Source organism: Mesorhizobium sangaii, from assembly GCF_014207355.1.
In the GTDB taxonomy this organism is placed as follows: domain Bacteria; phylum Pseudomonadota; class Alphaproteobacteria; order Rhizobiales; family Rhizobiaceae; genus Mesorhizobium; species Mesorhizobium sangaii.
This window is the reverse complement of record NZ_JACHEF010000005.1, coordinates 436,269-452,540: the sequence shown is the minus strand read 5'-3', so window position 1 is coordinate 452,540 and position 16,272 is coordinate 436,269. Positions and strand designations below refer to the sequence as shown.

15 protein-coding genes are annotated in these 16,272 nt (G+C 64.5%); 14 read left to right on the top strand and 1 reads right to left on the bottom strand.

Annotated elements, in window-relative coordinates; genetic code table 11:
- The first annotated feature begins 36 nt into the window (after nucleotides 1–36).
- From HNQ71_RS24980 to HNQ71_RS24920, 13 genes are all read left to right on the top strand, one after another.
- Nucleotides 37–1,206: a glycosyltransferase family 4 protein gene (locus tag HNQ71_RS24980; RefSeq protein WP_184875384.1), complete on the top strand. Its 1,170-nt coding sequence runs from the start codon at nucleotides 37–39 to the stop codon at nucleotides 1,204–1,206.
- Entirely contained in the window at nucleotides 1,203–2,516 is a 1,314-nt protein-coding gene (locus tag HNQ71_RS24975; RefSeq protein ID WP_343068235.1) for an MATE family efflux transporter, read from the top strand. The genes HNQ71_RS24980 and HNQ71_RS24975 overlap by 4 nt, the downstream gene beginning before the upstream one ends.
- Before the next feature lie 60 nt (nucleotides 2,517–2,576).
- Nucleotides 2,577–3,761: a GNAT family N-acetyltransferase gene (locus HNQ71_RS24970; protein ID WP_343068241.1), complete on the top strand. Its 1,185-nt coding sequence runs from the start codon at nucleotides 2,577–2,579 to the stop codon at nucleotides 3,759–3,761.
- A gap of 154 nt (nucleotides 3,762–3,915) precedes the next feature.
- On the top strand, nucleotides 3,916–5,133 hold the full coding sequence (locus HNQ71_RS24965; protein WP_184875380.1) for a GNAT family N-acetyltransferase: 1,218 nt from the start codon (nucleotides 3,916–3,918) through the stop codon (nucleotides 5,131–5,133).
- A gap of 178 nt (nucleotides 5,134–5,311) precedes the next feature.
- The gene (locus HNQ71_RS24960) at nucleotides 5,312–5,488 is read left to right on the top strand and encodes a Flp family type IVb pilin (protein WP_184875378.1); all 177 of its coding nucleotides are present in this window, start codon (nucleotides 5,312–5,314) and stop codon (nucleotides 5,486–5,488) included.
- A 121-nt stretch (nucleotides 5,489–5,609) separates the two neighbouring features.
- The gene (locus tag HNQ71_RS24955; RefSeq protein ID WP_184875376.1) at nucleotides 5,610–5,834 is read left to right on the top strand and encodes a hypothetical protein; all 225 of its coding nucleotides are present in this window, start codon (nucleotides 5,610–5,612) and stop codon (nucleotides 5,832–5,834) included.
- A gap of 69 nt (nucleotides 5,835–5,903) precedes the next feature.
- Nucleotides 5,904–8,396 carry a DNA ligase D gene (ligD, locus tag HNQ71_RS24950; RefSeq protein ID WP_184875374.1) on the top strand — a complete coding sequence of 831 codons (2,493 nt, stop codon included), beginning with the start codon at nucleotides 5,904–5,906 and terminating at the stop codon, nucleotides 8,394–8,396.
- 203 nt (nucleotides 8,397–8,599) lie between these two features.
- Complete coding sequence (gene ku, locus HNQ71_RS24945; RefSeq protein WP_184875372.1) at nucleotides 8,600–9,508, top strand: non-homologous end joining protein Ku; 909 nt, start codon at nucleotides 8,600–8,602, stop codon at nucleotides 9,506–9,508.
- Complete coding sequence (locus HNQ71_RS24940) at nucleotides 9,505–10,617, top strand: tetratricopeptide repeat protein (RefSeq protein ID WP_184875370.1); 1,113 nt, start codon at nucleotides 9,505–9,507, stop codon at nucleotides 10,615–10,617. The genes ku and HNQ71_RS24940 overlap by 4 nt, the downstream gene beginning before the upstream one ends.
- Before the next feature lie 61 nt (nucleotides 10,618–10,678).
- Nucleotides 10,679–11,323 carry an alpha/beta hydrolase family protein gene (locus tag HNQ71_RS24935; RefSeq protein ID WP_184875368.1) on the top strand — a complete coding sequence of 215 codons (645 nt, stop codon included), beginning with the start codon at nucleotides 10,679–10,681 and terminating at the stop codon, nucleotides 11,321–11,323.
- A gap of 4 nt (nucleotides 11,324–11,327) precedes the next feature.
- Entirely contained in the window at nucleotides 11,328–12,098 is a 771-nt protein-coding gene (locus tag HNQ71_RS24930; protein ID WP_184875366.1) for an exodeoxyribonuclease III, read from the top strand.
- Nucleotides 12,099–12,243: 145 nt separating this feature from the next.
- Nucleotides 12,244–13,851 (top strand): WD40 repeat domain-containing protein, encoded by a 1,608-nt coding sequence (locus HNQ71_RS24925; protein ID WP_184875364.1) that lies wholly within the window; start codon nucleotides 12,244–12,246, stop codon nucleotides 13,849–13,851.
- A gap of 42 nt (nucleotides 13,852–13,893) precedes the next feature.
- Nucleotides 13,894–14,445 carry an isochorismatase family protein gene (locus HNQ71_RS24920; RefSeq protein WP_184875363.1) on the top strand — a complete coding sequence of 184 codons (552 nt, stop codon included), beginning with the start codon at nucleotides 13,894–13,896 and terminating at the stop codon, nucleotides 14,443–14,445.
- A gap of 379 nt (nucleotides 14,446–14,824) precedes the next feature.
- Here the strand turns inward: HNQ71_RS24920 and HNQ71_RS24915 are convergent, their stop codons facing one another.
- Nucleotides 14,825–15,031, bottom strand: a complete 207-nt coding sequence (locus HNQ71_RS24915) for a hypothetical protein (protein WP_184875361.1) — start codon at nucleotides 15,029–15,031, stop codon at nucleotides 14,825–14,827.
- 904 nt (nucleotides 15,032–15,935) lie between these two features.
- Here HNQ71_RS24915 and HNQ71_RS24910 point away from each other — a divergent pair.
- Nucleotides 15,936–16,238: a DUF1236 domain-containing protein gene (locus tag HNQ71_RS24910; RefSeq protein WP_184875359.1), complete on the top strand. Its 303-nt coding sequence runs from the start codon at nucleotides 15,936–15,938 to the stop codon at nucleotides 16,236–16,238.
- The last annotated feature ends 34 nt before the right edge of the window (nucleotides 16,239–16,272 follow it).

The following is a 16,272-nucleotide window of genomic DNA, read 5'->3' as shown; positions in this document are numbered from 1 at the left end:
TGGTGCGATGGCTGCGGCACCTGGCGGGATACAAAGATGCGGATTGCCTGCGTTCATCAGGGCTATGAACTCTATGGTTCCGACCGCAGCTTCGCGGAGAGCGTTGCTGCGCTGCGCGCCGCGTTTCCGTCCGCCGACATCGAGGTGGTGCTGCCGCGCAGCGGGCCGATCGTGCAGATCCTGGAACGCCATGCCAGCCGCATCGTCTTCGAGCCGCTCTGGGTGCTGAGGCGCCAGGCCATCCTGCGGCTGGCGACGGTCGAGATGGCGCGATTGCCGATGGCCGTGCTCCGGGCATGGCGGCGGCTCCGGGATTGCGATCTCACCTACGTCAACACCTCGATCGTCGCCGATTATGCGCTGGCCGCGCGCCTTCTCCCTGACAAAGCCATCCTGCATATCCACGAGATCCCCGAAGGCGTCATGCGCAGGATACTCGTCGGCCTGATGCGTTGGAGCCATGCGGATCTCATCTTCAACTCGCGCGCGACACGCGCCGCGTTCGGCGATCCCAAGGTCTCTCGCACGCATGTCGTCTATAATGGTGTCGCTGGGCCGGCTGCCGCCGAACCAATGACTTATGACGGCAAGCGCCCTTTGCGGGTGCTGCTGCTCGGCCGCGTCAACAGGATCAAGGGCCAGGAGATCCTGCTCGAGGCGATCGCTTCAATGTCACCGGAATTGCGGTCGAGGATCGAGGTGCGGCTGGTCGGCGGCGCCTTCGAAAGCGTCGAGCGGGAACGCGCGCTGGCCGAACTGGTCGAAAGCATGGGCCTGGCCGAACGGGTCAGCGTGTTGCCTGTCGTGACGGACCCCTCGGCGCATTACCGCTGGGCCGACATCGTCACCGTGCCGTCGCGGCGTCCGGAATCGCTGGGGCGTGTCGCCATCGAGGCGATGGCTTATGGCCGACCGCCGCTGGTGTCGGCGATCGGCGGGCTGGTGGAAGTGGTCAGCGATGGGGTGACCGGCTGGCATGTTCCGCCCGGCGACCCGGCCGCACTGGCCGACAAACTGCGGGAGATCGTCCTGCGGCCAGATGCCTGGCGCGGTTTCGTCGCCGCGGGGCGTTCGCGATATGAGGAGATTTTCAGCGAGCCGGTGGCGGCAGCGGCGATCGCGGCGATCGCCACCGACAAGTTGAGAGTGGCGCTGGCGAAGCCTGGCCGGGCGCATGCCGCCCGCGAAGCGGAGACCAGTCCGTGAAGTTCGTGTTTCCAGGCCATCTGCTGCGACGCCTTGTGCTGATGATCGGCGGCGAAGCCATACAGAGCGGCTTTCACTTCGCGCTGAACATCGCGCTGCTGCACGTGCTGTCGGCGGAAGGCTACGGCATATTCGCCATCGCGATGGTGATGGGCGGCGTCGGCCTGTCCTACATCAGATCACTGACCGCCGTCCCCGCCAGCATATGGATGGGCAAGAGCACCAACAGGGCCGGCGTCGACGCGCACGACGTGACGTTTGGAGGGGCGGCGGTGGTCGTCGCGTCGATCATGGGCGCCGCGACCGCGCTGCTGATGCTGCTGTGGGGCGACGCGGGCAGTATCGCCGCCGGGTGCTTCGTCGGCGCGTGGTCGCTGCGCAGCCATATGCGCACGGCATTCTTCGCGCGCCGCCAACAGATGGTCGTCAGCATAAGCGATTTCGCCTTCACAGTTGCTGGTGCCGCAATGGCTGCGCTGGCGATCTACACGGCGCCGAATGTGCTGCAAATGGTGTTCTATGCCCTTGCAGCGGCCAATGTGATCGGCATAGCCGTGCTTGCCCGCCTGGCGCCGCGTCCGCTTCGCGTCAGTTTCCGAGCCCCCGTGCGGCGACGCTACGCCAGGCTCTGGCGCCAACTGCGCTGGTCAGGATTCAGCGCGACGACCACCAACATCCAGGGTCAGTGCCTGGCGCTGCTGGTCGCGGGTATTGCCGGTCCGGCGGCCTATGCGCCCATCGCGGCGGTTATCGTCCTGTTTGCCCCACTGCGCATCGTCAGCCTGGCCTTTGTGAACATGCTGCAGCCAGAGCTTGCGAAGATGATGGGGAACAATGAAGTCAGGCGCGTGTGGATGCATGCCAAGCTGTGGTCGCTTGTCATGGGGCTCGGCAGCCTGGTTTACGGAGCCTGCATCCTGTTTGTCCTGCCGACAATAAAATCCCAATCGCTAGCGGGAGCTTCGGTCAGCGTCATCGGGCTTCTCGCCGTGGCGAACTTCGTGCCGATCATGCTCTACATCATGCCGCGCATCGTCCTCGAGATACTCGGCGAATTCCGGGTCGTGGCGTTCATCACAACGGCCGGCGCGGTCGTTGGTCTGGTCTTGATCGCAATCCTGCTCGCTATCGCTTCCCCGCCATGGTCGCTTGCAGGTGCCGCGGTCTCCGAGACCGTCGTGCTCGTGGCCTCATGGTATTTCGCACACCGCCACATACTTGCGCTTGAGCGCGCGGACAGCCGGCATGACAGCAAGCCGAAATCGTGGCGACGGACCGAACCCGCACCGCTCGCCACGGGAAAAAGGTAGGAGATGGACGTGTCGATCCGGACGTTGACGACTGTACCGCCCGATGCGCCGATAGCTGGAGTGCCAGCACCGGCCGGGAAAGCCATCGATGCTTCCCGAAGCATTGCTGGAGCCTACACGGCGCGGCTGCACACCAGTCTCGAAGCCGTTCTGCCGCTCTGGCTTCAATGCCAGGCGAATGGGACGTGCTCCGCCCATCAGCTCCATGCATGGGTCGAGGGGATCGTCAAACGGCTGATGCCCGAGGGCGCCGAGCTGCTCATCGTCGAAGTGGCCGACGCCGGAACCGGCGAATTCAAGATGCTGGTGCCGCTGATGCGGCGGTCGAGGTTCGGACATCGCGTGATCGAATGGCTGAGCTGCGGGGTCTGCGATTATTCAGCGCCGCTTCTGTCGGACAGGAGCCAGTGGACCCCGCAGGCTGCCGAAGCCGCGTGGGCGGCGGTCCGATCCGTCCTGCCGCGCGCGGACCGCATCCACATCACGGGAATTCCACGGCAGGTCTATGAGGTGGCCAATCCCCTCGCGCTCCTGGCGATCGCGCAAGAGTCCAGCCTGATCACGTCCGGCCTCGTGCTGGATGGCGACCCGGAGACCCTGATCAAGCGCCATGGCAGACCGTCCTTCGTCAAAACCTACTACAAGGACTGGCGCCGGCTCGAACGGCACGGCACCGTGGATATGATCGAGGCCAACACGCCGGCCTTGATAGAGCTCGTCTTCGGCGCCCTCGTCGAAATGCGGCTCAAGCGGTTTCGCCAACTGGGGCGCTTCGATCTCCTGGCGCAGCCGGCGGTTGTCGAGTTCTACCGAAACGCAGCACTCCGGGGCCTGTCCGACGGATCGGTGCGGATCTTCGGACTGCGCGTCGGCGAGGATTGGGTCTCTGTCCAGTACATGCTGGTCCGGCAAGGCACATTGCATGCCCTGCTGATCGGCATGGACCTGGAGGTGGTGCCCAACGCCTCACCGGGCCTGGGGCTGATGGGCGAGCTAATGGTCTGGGGACTGCGGCAGGGGTTCGACTATTTCGACCTGTCGGTGGGCAGCCAGCCTTACAAGGAACAGTTCGGCGCCGTGAGTTCGGTTTTGGCCAAGATCGACGAAACGCCGACGCCGCTCGGCAAGGGCGTAGCAGCGGTCGCTTCGCTTCGCGACCGGGCCGAGCTTTTCGTGCGGTCTCATCCGCGGCTGCTCAAGACCGCCCAGGGCGTGGTGCGTGGCTTGCGAAGGTCGAAGGGCTGAGGGCGGCCGAATTTCGCGCTTGTTCCATATCAAAGAGGCTCGCGTCGATGCGCCTGTCTGGTCTGGAAGAACGCTGGTGGGCGGTCCAAGCGGCTGAAAACAGGATCGCCGGCGACCGCATCCGGTCGTCGCGGGAGAAAGGCAGGAGGCAGATATGTCGAGCCAGGCAATGCGGATGGCACCGATATCGGCGGCGCAGGCTTCTGCTCCCGCCGCCAGCACTGACGCCACCGAACGCGCCTATACGGCGCGGCTGCACACCAGCCTCGAGGCGGTCAAGCCGCTTTGGCTGGAGTGGCAGGCCAATGGCATCTGCACTGCCCATCAGCATTATGCCTGGGCCGAAGGGATCGCCACGCGGCTGATGCCCAAGGGCGCGGAGCTGCTCATCGTCGAGGTGGGCGACGCCGCGACCGGCGAGCCCAGAGTGCTGGTGCCGCTGATGCGGCGCCGCGCCTACCGCCACTATGTGGTCGAATGGCTGAGCTGCGGCGTCTGCGACTATTCCGCGCCGCTGCTGGCGGATGCCAGCCCGTGGACCAGGCAGGGCGCTGAGGCCGCCTGGGCGGCGGTCTGTTCGGTGCTGCCGCCGGTGGATCGCATCCACATCGCCGGTATCCCGCAACAGGTCTTTGGCGTGACCAATCCGCTGGCTCTGCTTTCGGCGACGCGCGATTCCATCCAGGTCACCTCGGGCCTGGTCTTGCACGGAGAGCCCGAGGATCTCATCAAGCGCATCTGCAGGCCGTCCTTCGCCAAGGACTTCCGCAAGCACTGCCGGCGCTTTGAACAACTTGGCGGCCTCAGCCTGGTAGAGGCCGACACGCCCGCCCTGACGGAGGAGCTCTTCGGTACGCTGCTTGAGCTGCGGCTGAAGCGCTTTCGCGAGCTTGCGCGTTTCGATCTCCTGACGCAGCAATCGGCCGTCGACTTCTACCGGAACGCGGCCCTCGAGGGCCTGTCCGACGGATCGGTGCGGCTCTTTGGACTGCGCGTCGGGCAAGCCTGGCTTGCTTCCATGCTCGTGCTGGCCAGAAAAGGCACGCTTCATGGCATCCTGCTCGCGATCGACAAGGATGCGGTCGCCAATGTGTCACCCGGCCTGACGACGATCGGCAAGCTGATGATGTGGGGGCGCGAGCGAGGATTCGACTACTTCGACTTGTCGGTCGGCGGTCAAGGCTACAAGGAGCATATCGGTGCCGCGAATTCGGTCCTGTCCGAGATCTGCGAACCGATGACGCTGCGGGGCAGGGGGGCGAATGCCGCCATCCTGTTTCGCAGCCGGGCCGAGCGTTACGTGCGCATGAGACCGCGGCTGCTCAAGGCCATCCAGGGCGTGGCGCGCCGCCTGCGGCGATTGAAGGACTAAAGCCAGTTCTCCGAGGCGAGGGTTCGAGCGGTCCCGCCACCGGCAGCAGGCAGCCGCGCGACTTGATGTTTTGATTCAAGCCGGGGTCCGAGCACCTTCATTAGCTTGGTCAAATTTTAACCGAACTGCAATCTGTGGGGTTTATTAGATGCGGGAGGGATTGGAAGACAGGAATAATATGCAAAAGTTATTTTCCCGTTTCATCCGCGACGAATCCGGCGCGACCGCCATCGAGTATGGCCTGATCGCCGCCTTGATCGCACTCGCCATCATCGCCGGCGCCGGCGCGCTCGGCAATGCGGTCAACACCAAGTTCAAGGTGATCGGCAACGCGGTCAACAGCAGCGGGTCGTAAGCCTCGGGCCCAGGCCGTCTCCGCGAAATTGACAGGACGGCGGGTCTCGGTCATCCTTAACTCCAGTCGCCAGGCTGCGGACCGCGGCCATCTGTGTGTCGGGGCGACCGAGGGCAGCGTCATGTTCAGTCCCGTCATCGGCCAGAATGCAAAGCGCTCCGCGGTGCGCAAGGCGCTCGACCGTCATAAGGTCTACATCACCGCGCAGAGTTTTTCGGCCGGCGCATACCAGGCGCGCGTACTGGTCGACGGCGAAGCCTACTGGGTCGACGAATTCCGGCTCGCCCAACTGCAGCAAGGCCTGTCGCCGGCCGAGCTCGAGTTGACGCCAGCCACCGACGATTGAGAGCGTGAGGCTCAAGAGCAGCGCTCTGTCGGGACGCTTGCACCTGGCTGCCGCGCTTCGATCCATGCCATGACAATCCCACCCAAGCTCAAAGCCTATCGCGCCAAGCGCGAATTCTCGAAAACGCCGGAGCCCGCCGGCGGGCTCGTTGCCGGCGAAGGCAACCGCTTTGTCGTCCACAAGCATCATGCCACCGCCGATCACTATGATCTCCGGCTGCAGGTCGGCGACGTGCTGAAGAGCTGGGCGGTGCCGCGCGGGCCGTCGCTCAATCCGGCCGACAAGCGGCTGGCGGTCGAGACCGAGGATCATCCGCTGGAATATATCGACTTCGAGGGCGTCATCCCCGAGGGCGAATATGGCGGCGGGCCGATGATCGTCTGGGACACCGGCATCTGGGCGCCGATGGACGATGTCGAGAAGAGCCTGCGAACCGGCGCCTTCAAGTTTCGGCTGGCCGGCGACAAGCTCAATGGCGGCTGGATGCTGACCAGGCTCAAACCAAAACCCGGCGAGGACCAGAACAAGAAGAACTGGCTGCTGTTCAAGGAGCGCGACCTTGCCGCCGACACCGCGCTCGACATCCTGGAAGCGCGGCCGGAAAGCGTGAAGTCAGGCAAGCGTATCGAGGAGCTGGTGGCGCCCGCGAAGCCGGCGGCCAAGCCCAAGCCGGGCGCACTGAAGCCGGGCACGCTGCCAGGCGCATTCAAGGCGCCGGCACTCAGCCGCATCGAGCCGCAACTGGCGACGCAGGTGCCAAAGCCGCCCGATGGCGAGGACACCAGAGAGGTCTGGCTGCACGAGATCAAATTCGACGGCTACCGCACCATGGCGCATCTCACGGACGGTGTGGTCAGGTTGATCACGCGCGGCGGCATCGACTGGACGAAGCGCTATGGCGACCTGCCGCATGCCTTCGCCAAACTGCCGTGCCGCGACGCCATCATCGACGGCGAGATCGTCGTGCTCGATGCCAAGGGCATCAGCCGTTTCGCGCTGTTGCAGGAAGCGCTGGCCGGAGGCGCCGGCAACAGGCTGCATTTCTATGCCTTCGATCTGCTCAATCTCGACGGCTGGGATCTGACCAAGGCGCCGCTGGTCCGGCGCAAGGCGCTGCTGGCACAGCTGCTGTCGGGCCTCGGCGCCAATTCCGCCATCCAGTTCTCCGACCATGTCGAAGGCTCGGGGCAGGGACTCTACGACCAGGCGTCGGAACTCGGATTGGAAGGCGTCGTCTCCAAACGCGCCTCCGCGACCTACAAGAGCGGCCGCACCAAAAGCTGGACCAAGACCAAGGCGCTCCAGACCGACGACTTCGTCATTGCCGGCTACACCGTCTCGAATGCCGCCGAGGGGCTGGCAGCCCTAGGGCTTGCGGAATTCGAGGACGGAGAACTGCATTATCGCGGCAAGGTCGGCACCGGCTTCGATACCGGGACCGCTGCCGAATTGCTCGCCAGGCTGGAGCCGCTCACATCAGGCGCGACGGCTCCCGAAGGGGTGCCGCGCGAGATTATGCGCGAGATGCACTGGGTGCGGCCGCTGTTCTCGGCCCATATCCACTATGCCAACCGCACCGCGGACAATGCGCTGCGCCACGCAGTGTTTCGCGGCTTGAGGGATGTCGGCCTGTCGACGCCGGTATCGGCCAAACGCAAGCGATTGATCTCGGAGGCCGACCTCGCCGCCATCTGGGTGACCAACCCGACGCGGCGGCTGTTCGGCAAGACCGGGCCGACCAAGCTCGACATCGCCGTCTACTACGCGCTGGTCGGCGACTTCATGCTGCCGCACATTCTGGGACGGCCGGTGTCGCTGGTGCGCTGCCCGACCGGCCTGCCTAAGGACTGTTTCTTCCAGCGCCATGCCTTCACCGGCATGCCGCCTTCGGTGGTGACCTTCGAGGCGACCAATTCCGAGGGCGAGACCAAATCCTATCTCTCGGTCGAAGGCGCCAAGGGCTATCTGGCGCTGGCGCAGTTCGGCGTCGTCGAATTCCACACCTGGGGCACGCATCGCACCAGTCTCGACAAGCCCGACCAGATCGTCTTCGACCTCGACCCGGGCGAGGGGATTTCGTGGCGAGAGGTGGTCGAGGCGGCGGTGCATATCAAGGGCGAGCTCGAGGGGCTCGGGCTGGTGCCCTTCGCCAAGACCTCGGGCGGCAGCGGCATCCACATCACCGTGCCGGTGACGGGCAAGCAGAACTGGAAGAAGCTGCATCAGGCGACCAGCGCCATGGCCAGGCATCTTGCGGCAACCGCGCCCGACACCTTCACCACCACCATGGGCAAGGACAACCGCAAGAAGCGCATTTTCATCGACTATCATCGCAACGCGCGCGGCCACACCTCGGCCGCCCCTTATTCGCTGCGTGCCCGCACCAATCTGCCGGCCTCGACACCGGTGAGCTGGGCGGATCTGGAGTCGATCGATGCACCGCAGGATTTGAACTATTCCTCGCTGCCGGGGCTCCTGGCGACATCCGGCGATCCATGGGCGGAGATCGATGAGTTCGCGCGGGATTTGCCCCTTCATAAGTTGGGTTCCTCGCGCCGATGAATGGGGTGAGGCACCCAAGTCCATCGACGGTCCCGACAATTTGAATTATTCTTCCATCTTCGACATCGTGCCGACCTAAAACATTTCGTCAGGGATTTGCCTGTATTGTGCTGGGTCGATGTAGGATTTCAGTGGCGTCGCTCGTCCTTCGGACGAACAGCGCTGCACCGGTGTGACAGTGCATGGCCGCGTAGGAGTGTTTCATGGCGCCCAGGGCAAGTTGGAAAGGTTACCTCAAGCTCAGCCTCGTCAGCTGTCCGGTGCGGCTATACCCCGCCACCAGCGCGAGCGAGCGCATCAGCTTCAACCAGCTGCACAAGAAGACCCACAACCGCATCAACATGAAGCCGGTCGACCCCGAACTGGGGCTGGTCGAGCGTTCGGATCTGGTCAAGGGCTACGAATACGAGGACAAGCAGTACATCATCATCGATGATGCCGACCTCGACGCGGTGCGCATCGAGTCCAACCACACGATGAACATCGAGGCCTTCGTCGACGAGGGCGAGGTCGACGTCATCTATCAGGACGCGCCCTATTACCTCGCGCCCGATGGCGCGATGGCGGAGGAAACCTTCGCCGTGCTGCGCGAAGCGATGCGCAAATCCGGCAAGCTGGCGATCGCCCGGCTTGTGCTGTCCAGCCGCGAGCGCGTGGTGACGATCGGCGCGCGCGAGAACGGCATGTTCGTGTGTACCTTGAGGAATCCAAACGAAGTGCGTGGAACAGCAGAGTATTTCGGCAACATCCCGGCCGGCAAGCCAGATGCGGAAATGCTGCAACTGGCCGAAGCGCTGATCAAGCAGAAGGAAACCACCTTCGATCCGAAGAACTACGAGGATCGCTACGAGATCGCGCTGATGGCGATGATCCGCGAGAAGCTGAAGGGCCACAAGCCGATCATTGCAGCCGCCCCCGAGCGCGGCAATGTCATCAATTTGATGGACGCGCTGAAGGCCAGCCTGTCGCAGTCGAAGCCGCCGGCCAAGTCGAAGAGCAAGGCCGACGAGGTCGCCAAGCCCGCGGCCAAGGCCAAGGCGGCAGCGGGCGGTGCGGCTGAAAATCCGCTGAAGGCCAATCTGCTGAAGGCGGTCGGCAAGAGCAAGAAATGACGGCACAGGCCGGTTTGGTCCCGGGGGTCGTCTTCGGCACGATCGGTGCGCTGGCGGCATTTCCGCTCAGGCTGGCGGCACGCGAGGTCGAGCGCCAGCACGGCCAGTTGCAGCGCGGGGTCACCAGGCGCACCACGCATGTCGTGTTCGGGCGGACCCGTCTGACAAAGGCCGGCGATGCCGAGATCGAGCGCCGCGTCGCCGCCGAGCGCGCCGCCGGGCGCTCGCTGATCAGCGAGAACGGGTTCCTGCGCCTGCTCGGGCTGATGAAGGCCCCGGAGGCGTCCTCGCTCTCCAGGCAATCACTGATCGAACAGTCGCGGCTGTCCGGCGCCGACCTCGACCTGTTGTCGCTGTTCGATGCTTTCGAGCATGACGGCGAACCCTATTCTTTCCGCGACCTCATCCTGGCGCGCAAATATGCCGGGCTGGTGGCCGGGGGTGCGACCTGGGGCGCGATTGCACGCTCCGTCCATCGCTCCGGGCCGGTGGCTTCGCTGACCGCCAAGTCGCTCAATGTCGGTTCGCAGCATGGGCGGCCCGACGCGATCTATCTCGAGGGCGGCCAGAGCGAGCTTGACGGGCAATTGCTGTTCGATCTGGGCTCGGCGGGTTCAGAGGCCGACGACACGCTGGAAGAGTTGTTCGCGGAGGCGGAAGCGGCGGAGGAGGGCGGCGACCATGATGGGGCAGCCGCGCTCTACCAGCGCTGTCTGGCCATCGACCCGAGCGATGCGATTGCCGCCTTCAACCGCGCCAATTGCCTGCGCGCCGGCGGCCACGCGGCAGATGCCGCGCACGACTATGCGCGCGCGATAAAACTCGACCCGGCCTTCGTCGAGGCGTGGTTCAACCTCGCCGGGCTGATGAGCGAGCAAGGCCGCGACGCTTCGGCGCGAAGGCATTTGCAGAAGGCGATCGCGCTCGACAAGACCTATGCCGATCCGGTGTTCAACCTCGCCCGGCTGGAATTCGACGCCGGCAATCTGCTAGAGGCCCGCCGCAACTGGGCGCGCTATCTCGAACTCGATACGGATTCGGAATGGGCGCGCGTGGCGGCCAAGGGGGTGCAGTTCGTCGATTTGCAACTGGCGCGGACGGCAGGGTGAGGGTGCGCTGATTTTCCCTTCTCCCACAAGGGGAGAAGGTGTCGCCAACGTTGGAGTTCCGATGACCACGTTCCTCTTCGACGGCCCCGACACCGCCCCCGTCACCATCCTGCTCGCTCATGGCGCCGTCGCGTCAATGGATTCTCCCTCGATGACGGCCACCGCCAAATCGCTGGCGGCGACTGGCTTCCAGGTCGCGCGCTTCGAATTCCACTACATGGCCGCCCGCCGCTACGGGCACCGCAAGCCGCCGCCGCGGGCCGAGACGGTGAACCCGGAATATGTCAAGGCGATCGCCGACCTCAGGGCGAAGGGCGTGACCGGCCCGCTCATCATCGGCGGCAAGTCGATGGGCGGGCGCGTCGCCTCGATGGTCGCCGACGAGATGTTTGCCAAGGGCGAGATATCGGGCCTGTTGTGCCTCGGCTATCCCTTTCATCCGCCGGCCAAGCCTGAGCAGTTGCGGACCAAGCATCTCGCCGACCTGAAGACGCCGACGCTGATCTTCCAGGGTACGCGCGACGAGTTCGGGACCAGGGAGGAGGTGGCGACTTACGCGCTTTCCGACCAGATCGAAATCGTCTGGCTGAAGGATGGCGACCATGATCTCAAACCGCGCAAGAGCGTTTCAGGATTTTCGACTGCCGATCATTTGAAGACGCTGGCCGAGGCAGTGAAGGCGTGGACGGGCCGGGTCGTTTCCTGAGCCGATGAAAATCGCCTCCTTCAACATCAACAACATCAACAGCCGGCTGGAGAACCTGCTGGCATGGCTGGCGACGGCAAAGCCGGATGTCGTGTGCCTGCAGGAGCTGAAGGCGCGCGACACGCAGTTTCCGCGCTCGGCATTGGCCGCGGCGGGCTATGGCGCGGTGTGGAAGGGCGAGCCGACCTGGAACGGCGTCGCCATCCTGGCGCGAGGTTCGGAACCGGTGCTGACCCGCGACGTGCTGCCCGGCGACGACGCCGACAAGCAGAGCCGCTACATCGAAGCGGCGGTGAACGGCATCGTCATCGCTTGCCTCTATGCGCCGAATGGCAACCCCCAGCCTGGCCCGAAATTCGCCTACAAGCTCGCCTGGCATGAACGGCTGGAAACACACGCCGAGCAGTTGTTGGACACTGGCCTGCCGGTGGTGCTGGCCGGCGACTACAACATCGTGCCCGAGCCGCGCGACATCTATGCCACCCGCTCCTATGACGACAATGCGCTGGTCCAGCCAGAAAGCCGGGCGTCCTTCGCCCGCCTGATCGAGCAGGGCTGGACCGACGCGCTGCGCAAGAAGCACCCGAAGGAGACACTCTACACATTCTGGGATTATCGCCGCAACCGCTGGCCGCGCGACGCAGGGCTCCGGCTCGACCACATCCTGCTGTCGAAGGCGCTGCCGCGCCGTCTCATCGCCGCCGGCATCGACCGCGAAGTGCGCGGCGGGGACGGCGCCAGCGACCACGCGCCGGTCTGGGTGGAGCTCAGGTGAGCGTGGCGTAAACTTGTCGGGAGCCTCGATGCCGCCCCTTTCGCATGCGCCATTTTGCGAACACCTTTTCCACTGGTAATCTCATAAACTGAACTGTGCCGCGTGCCACGCAGGGCGAAAGCTGCGATGGCGCCGAGGGGGGCCGATGAACAGAGTCGTCGACAGGCTGATTGCAATCATCCTGCTGGTGATGGCCGTAGCTTGCGTCTGGCGCGCCTGGCTGGTGCTTGGCGATGCAGTCGTCGCCTGGCGCGGTGTCTCGTCTTTCGCCGGGGATTCCGCCTTGATGCGGTTGGCCGGATTGGTGGTGGCGGCCCTCGCTTGCCTGCTTGGCGCGCTGCTGTTCTGGGCAGGTCTTCTGCCGGGGCGCCCGAACCATCAGGCCGGCGCCCCGCTGTTCGGCCGCGCGGCGGAGGTGCAAGACACCAGCAGGTCCGGCCTACGCAAGGTATGTCTCGCCCTGCCATTGGTTGTGCTTGCGGCGCTGGCTGTCGACAGGTTCGGCCCCTGGCATGATCGCGGTGGCGAGATTGCCAGCCAGCCCGGCGAACCCAAGTCCGTCGAGCCCAAGCAGAATGAACCCAAGGCTGACGAGCCGAAGGGGCAGGACGTCGCCAGCGCGCCGCCGGCCCAAGAGCCGGCAGTTCCACCGCCAGCGGCGGCGCCCGCGCCATCTCCACCCCCGCCACCACCGGAAGCGGCCAACCTACCGCCGACTCCGCCTGCGCTCGCGCCTCCGCCACCGCCAACGCCGCCGACGCCCACCGTTCCGACACCGCCGGAGGTCGCGGTCATCCCGCCACCGACCGTCGCACCGCTGCCCCCGGCTCCGCCACCGCTGCCGACTGAACCCGAGGGTCATCGCGACGCTGTCGTCTGGCTTGCGGTGGCGCCCGACGGGCACTCGATTATGAGCGCCAGCACCGACCACACGATCAAGCTCTGGGACATTGCCGGCAAGCACCTGATCCGCACCCTCGGCGCCCACAAGGACATGGTGCGCACCGCGCTGTTCATGCCCGATGGCGTCAGCGCGCTGACCGCCGGCGACGACGGCGAGATCGTGCAGCGGAAACTTTCCGATGGCGCGGTGCTGCATGTCTTTTCGGCGGGCGAGAATGGCGGTGTCAACAAGCTGGCGATCAGCCCCGACGGCAAGCGCGCCGTGACCGGCCACGAGACCGGCAATGTCATCGTCTGGGACCTGGAGAAGGGCACCGTGCTGCATGTGATGAGCGGGCACGACTGGTCGGTCAGCGCTGTCGCCGTCTCGCCCGACGGCACTCGGGCCGTCTCAGGCAGCATCGATGGCACGCTCAAACTTTGGGACATCGACAGCGGCAAGCAACTGCGCAGCTGGCACGGGCATGAGCAAGGCACCTATGGCGCGGTGTTCGCCGCCGACGGCCACCATCTGATCACCGGCAGCGGCGACTACACGATCAAGCTCTGGGATCTCGACAGCGGCCGCGAAGTGCGCCGCTTCGAGGGCCATGAGGGCACCGTCTACACGCTGGCACTGTCGGCCGACGGCAAGCGCCTGGTCTCCGGTTCGCTCGACGGCACGGCGCGCCTGTGGGACATGGAAACCGGCAATCAGGTCGCCATGTTCGACAGCCAGACCGGCCCGATCTATGCGGTGGCCTTCGCCGCCGACGGCACGGTGCTGACCGGCGGCTACGACCGCACCATCCGCGACTGGCCGGCCGCGGGCGGCGACGGCGTGGTGCTGTTTGCGGGCGCGCCGGGGTGAATGCAATCTTGATCACCTTGCCCGTCGTGCTATGTAAAAACCATGCCAGCACCCAGCCTTGCGGACAACGCGCCGCTCATCGTGATCGACCTGCAGACCGGCATGTTCGACGGCGTGCACGAGCCGCCGATCCACGAGGCGTCAGCCATTGCCGACCGTGCCCGGGCGGTGATCGACTGGGCGCGGCGCGGCGGGCGCAAGGTCGCCTTTGTCAGGCATGACGGACCGGCGGGCGATCCGCTGGCGCCGGGTGAGCCGGGTTGGCCGGTGTGGCCCGCTCTCGGCCAGGCCGTAGACGAGCCGACTTTCGCCAAGAGCGTCGGCAATGCCTTCAGCAATGCAGCCCTTGGCGACTGGGTAGCCGGGCAGGGCGCCGGTGCTGTCGTGCTGCTGGGCGCGCAGACCGATTTTTGCGTGGCTGCGACCGTCAAGGGCGCGATGGCCAGAGGGCTCGGCGTCACCGTGGTCTCCGATGCGCACAGCACATTGGACAGCGCCAGCGAGAGCGCCCGGCAGATCATCACTCGCCACAATGATGAATTCGCCGAGGCCGGCGTCAATCTGGTGACGACGAAGGCGCTGGTCGGCGGCTGAAGCTGCAACGAATTTCGCGGCAGGCTGATCGTCGCTTCGCGCGACGGCATGTCGGCTGGTGCGGATCGGACGATGCCAAGCGGATGCCGTGGTCGACGCGGGCGGGGGGGCGCATTGTTGGGATGGCTCGGGCGCCCGCGTCAACCAGGGCGGCTCGTACCGCCGCATCGACACCATTGCACATCGCCCGCCGGCCGACACTTCCGCGAAAGCGGAATAGGCCGGGACCAAAGTGCAGATTCGGCGTCGTGGTCATCACGGCGTGAAACAGTTTCTCTTTCTTGCCGCATCGGACGATTTTCCTCAACGCCAAACTTGGCCGGCGGGTCGCTGTCGATTCGAAAAGGCGGCTGGATGTTCCGCCGAGGGCGGAGCCCGATCAGTTTGCCGCGCTGCTATCGGTCGCCTGAATCGATCGGGCAGGAAGGGACGACAGCGCACGTTGATCCGACGGCTGTTCGTTGAGGTAGAGCGCGCCGCCCAGGACGAGAAACACCATCCCCACCGCCATCAATCCCACCATCAGCACGGCAATCGCCGTGACCGGGCCGTTGCCTGTTTTGACGATGGTGGATCGATGCGGCATTGTTCTGTCCTCCCGACATGGATCCGGCGGCGCCGTAGACATCGCGACAAACGACAGCCAAAGCGAGATGTTCCCTTCTCCTGACTTCAATCCGGGCCACATCGGCCGTTTGCGTTTTCGTCTAGGACCAAGGTCTTAGGTGCCGGCCGCAAAGGTCCGAGGGGCCCTGTTCGGTTCCGGCAATGTGCATTGGACGTTCCGGTATTTTAGTCAAACGCGATATAATGACGCGGTCGTTTCGCGAGGTCGGGATCGGGAAAAACGCTACCCGGCCAGGCGTCTTCGCCGCGATCGCGGCACCGAAAATGGCCCCCGCTGGCAGCCCTGACGTTATGGCCACAGCGCGGCAAAGGCCGCCACCACCACCGCCACGGCGGCGCAGGATGCCAAGGTTGGAACCAAGAGGCGGCGCTTGGCGTTTTGAGTGTGACCTGTGAGGACTGCCACCTCCGGCCACTTCGTCTGAGGCCCGCTTTGCTCCCGGCAAAGCGGGCCTTTTTCGTGCCGCTTGATGAAGGCGGAGGGAACGACATTGCGTTCTCTACGTTAGCCGTTCCTATGCAACAAATCGCCCCTTTGATGGATTGCGGGCGAAACCGATGCGGCTCTTTTCGTGGTCGTCGTCCGAAACGAGGGTGAACTTGCCGTTGGGACAATCACCCGTCGGCTTGGCTGGTGCGTTTTGTCAGATCCGAAAATTCGAATCTGGGATCGGCCGGACGTGCAATTTATTCTAATTATTTCAAATATATTTACCTATTTTTCGAAAAGAAACAAAAGTATACGTGCTGGTGGAAAAGCCAATGTCATTATCTCTTTATTCTGAAATTCGATATGGAACTTCAAGGCATCCATGGAGTTTTCATGCAGGGCGGATTTTCAGATAGCCCTTATGGAGATTGTCATGAAACTTTATCTTTCGAGTGCGGCGGCTGTGGTCGTCCTGATGAGCGGCTTTGGTGCAGCGATGGCGCAAGACGTCATCGTCGTCCAGCCGGAGCAAAAAACTATCGTTCGCGAATACATCAAGAAGGAGCCACTGGCGTCGGTCAAACTTCTGGGCGTCGAGCTCAAGCTCGGCTCGCCGGTGCCGGATACGGTTCAATTGCGCGAGGTGCCCAACGTCAAGTATCGCGTCGCCGTCATCAATGACCAGACTGTCCTGGTCGATCCCGACACCCATCAGATCGTCGAGGTTCTGAACTGAGCGAGGCCCCGAGATAGGGGATTGCCCACGTCAG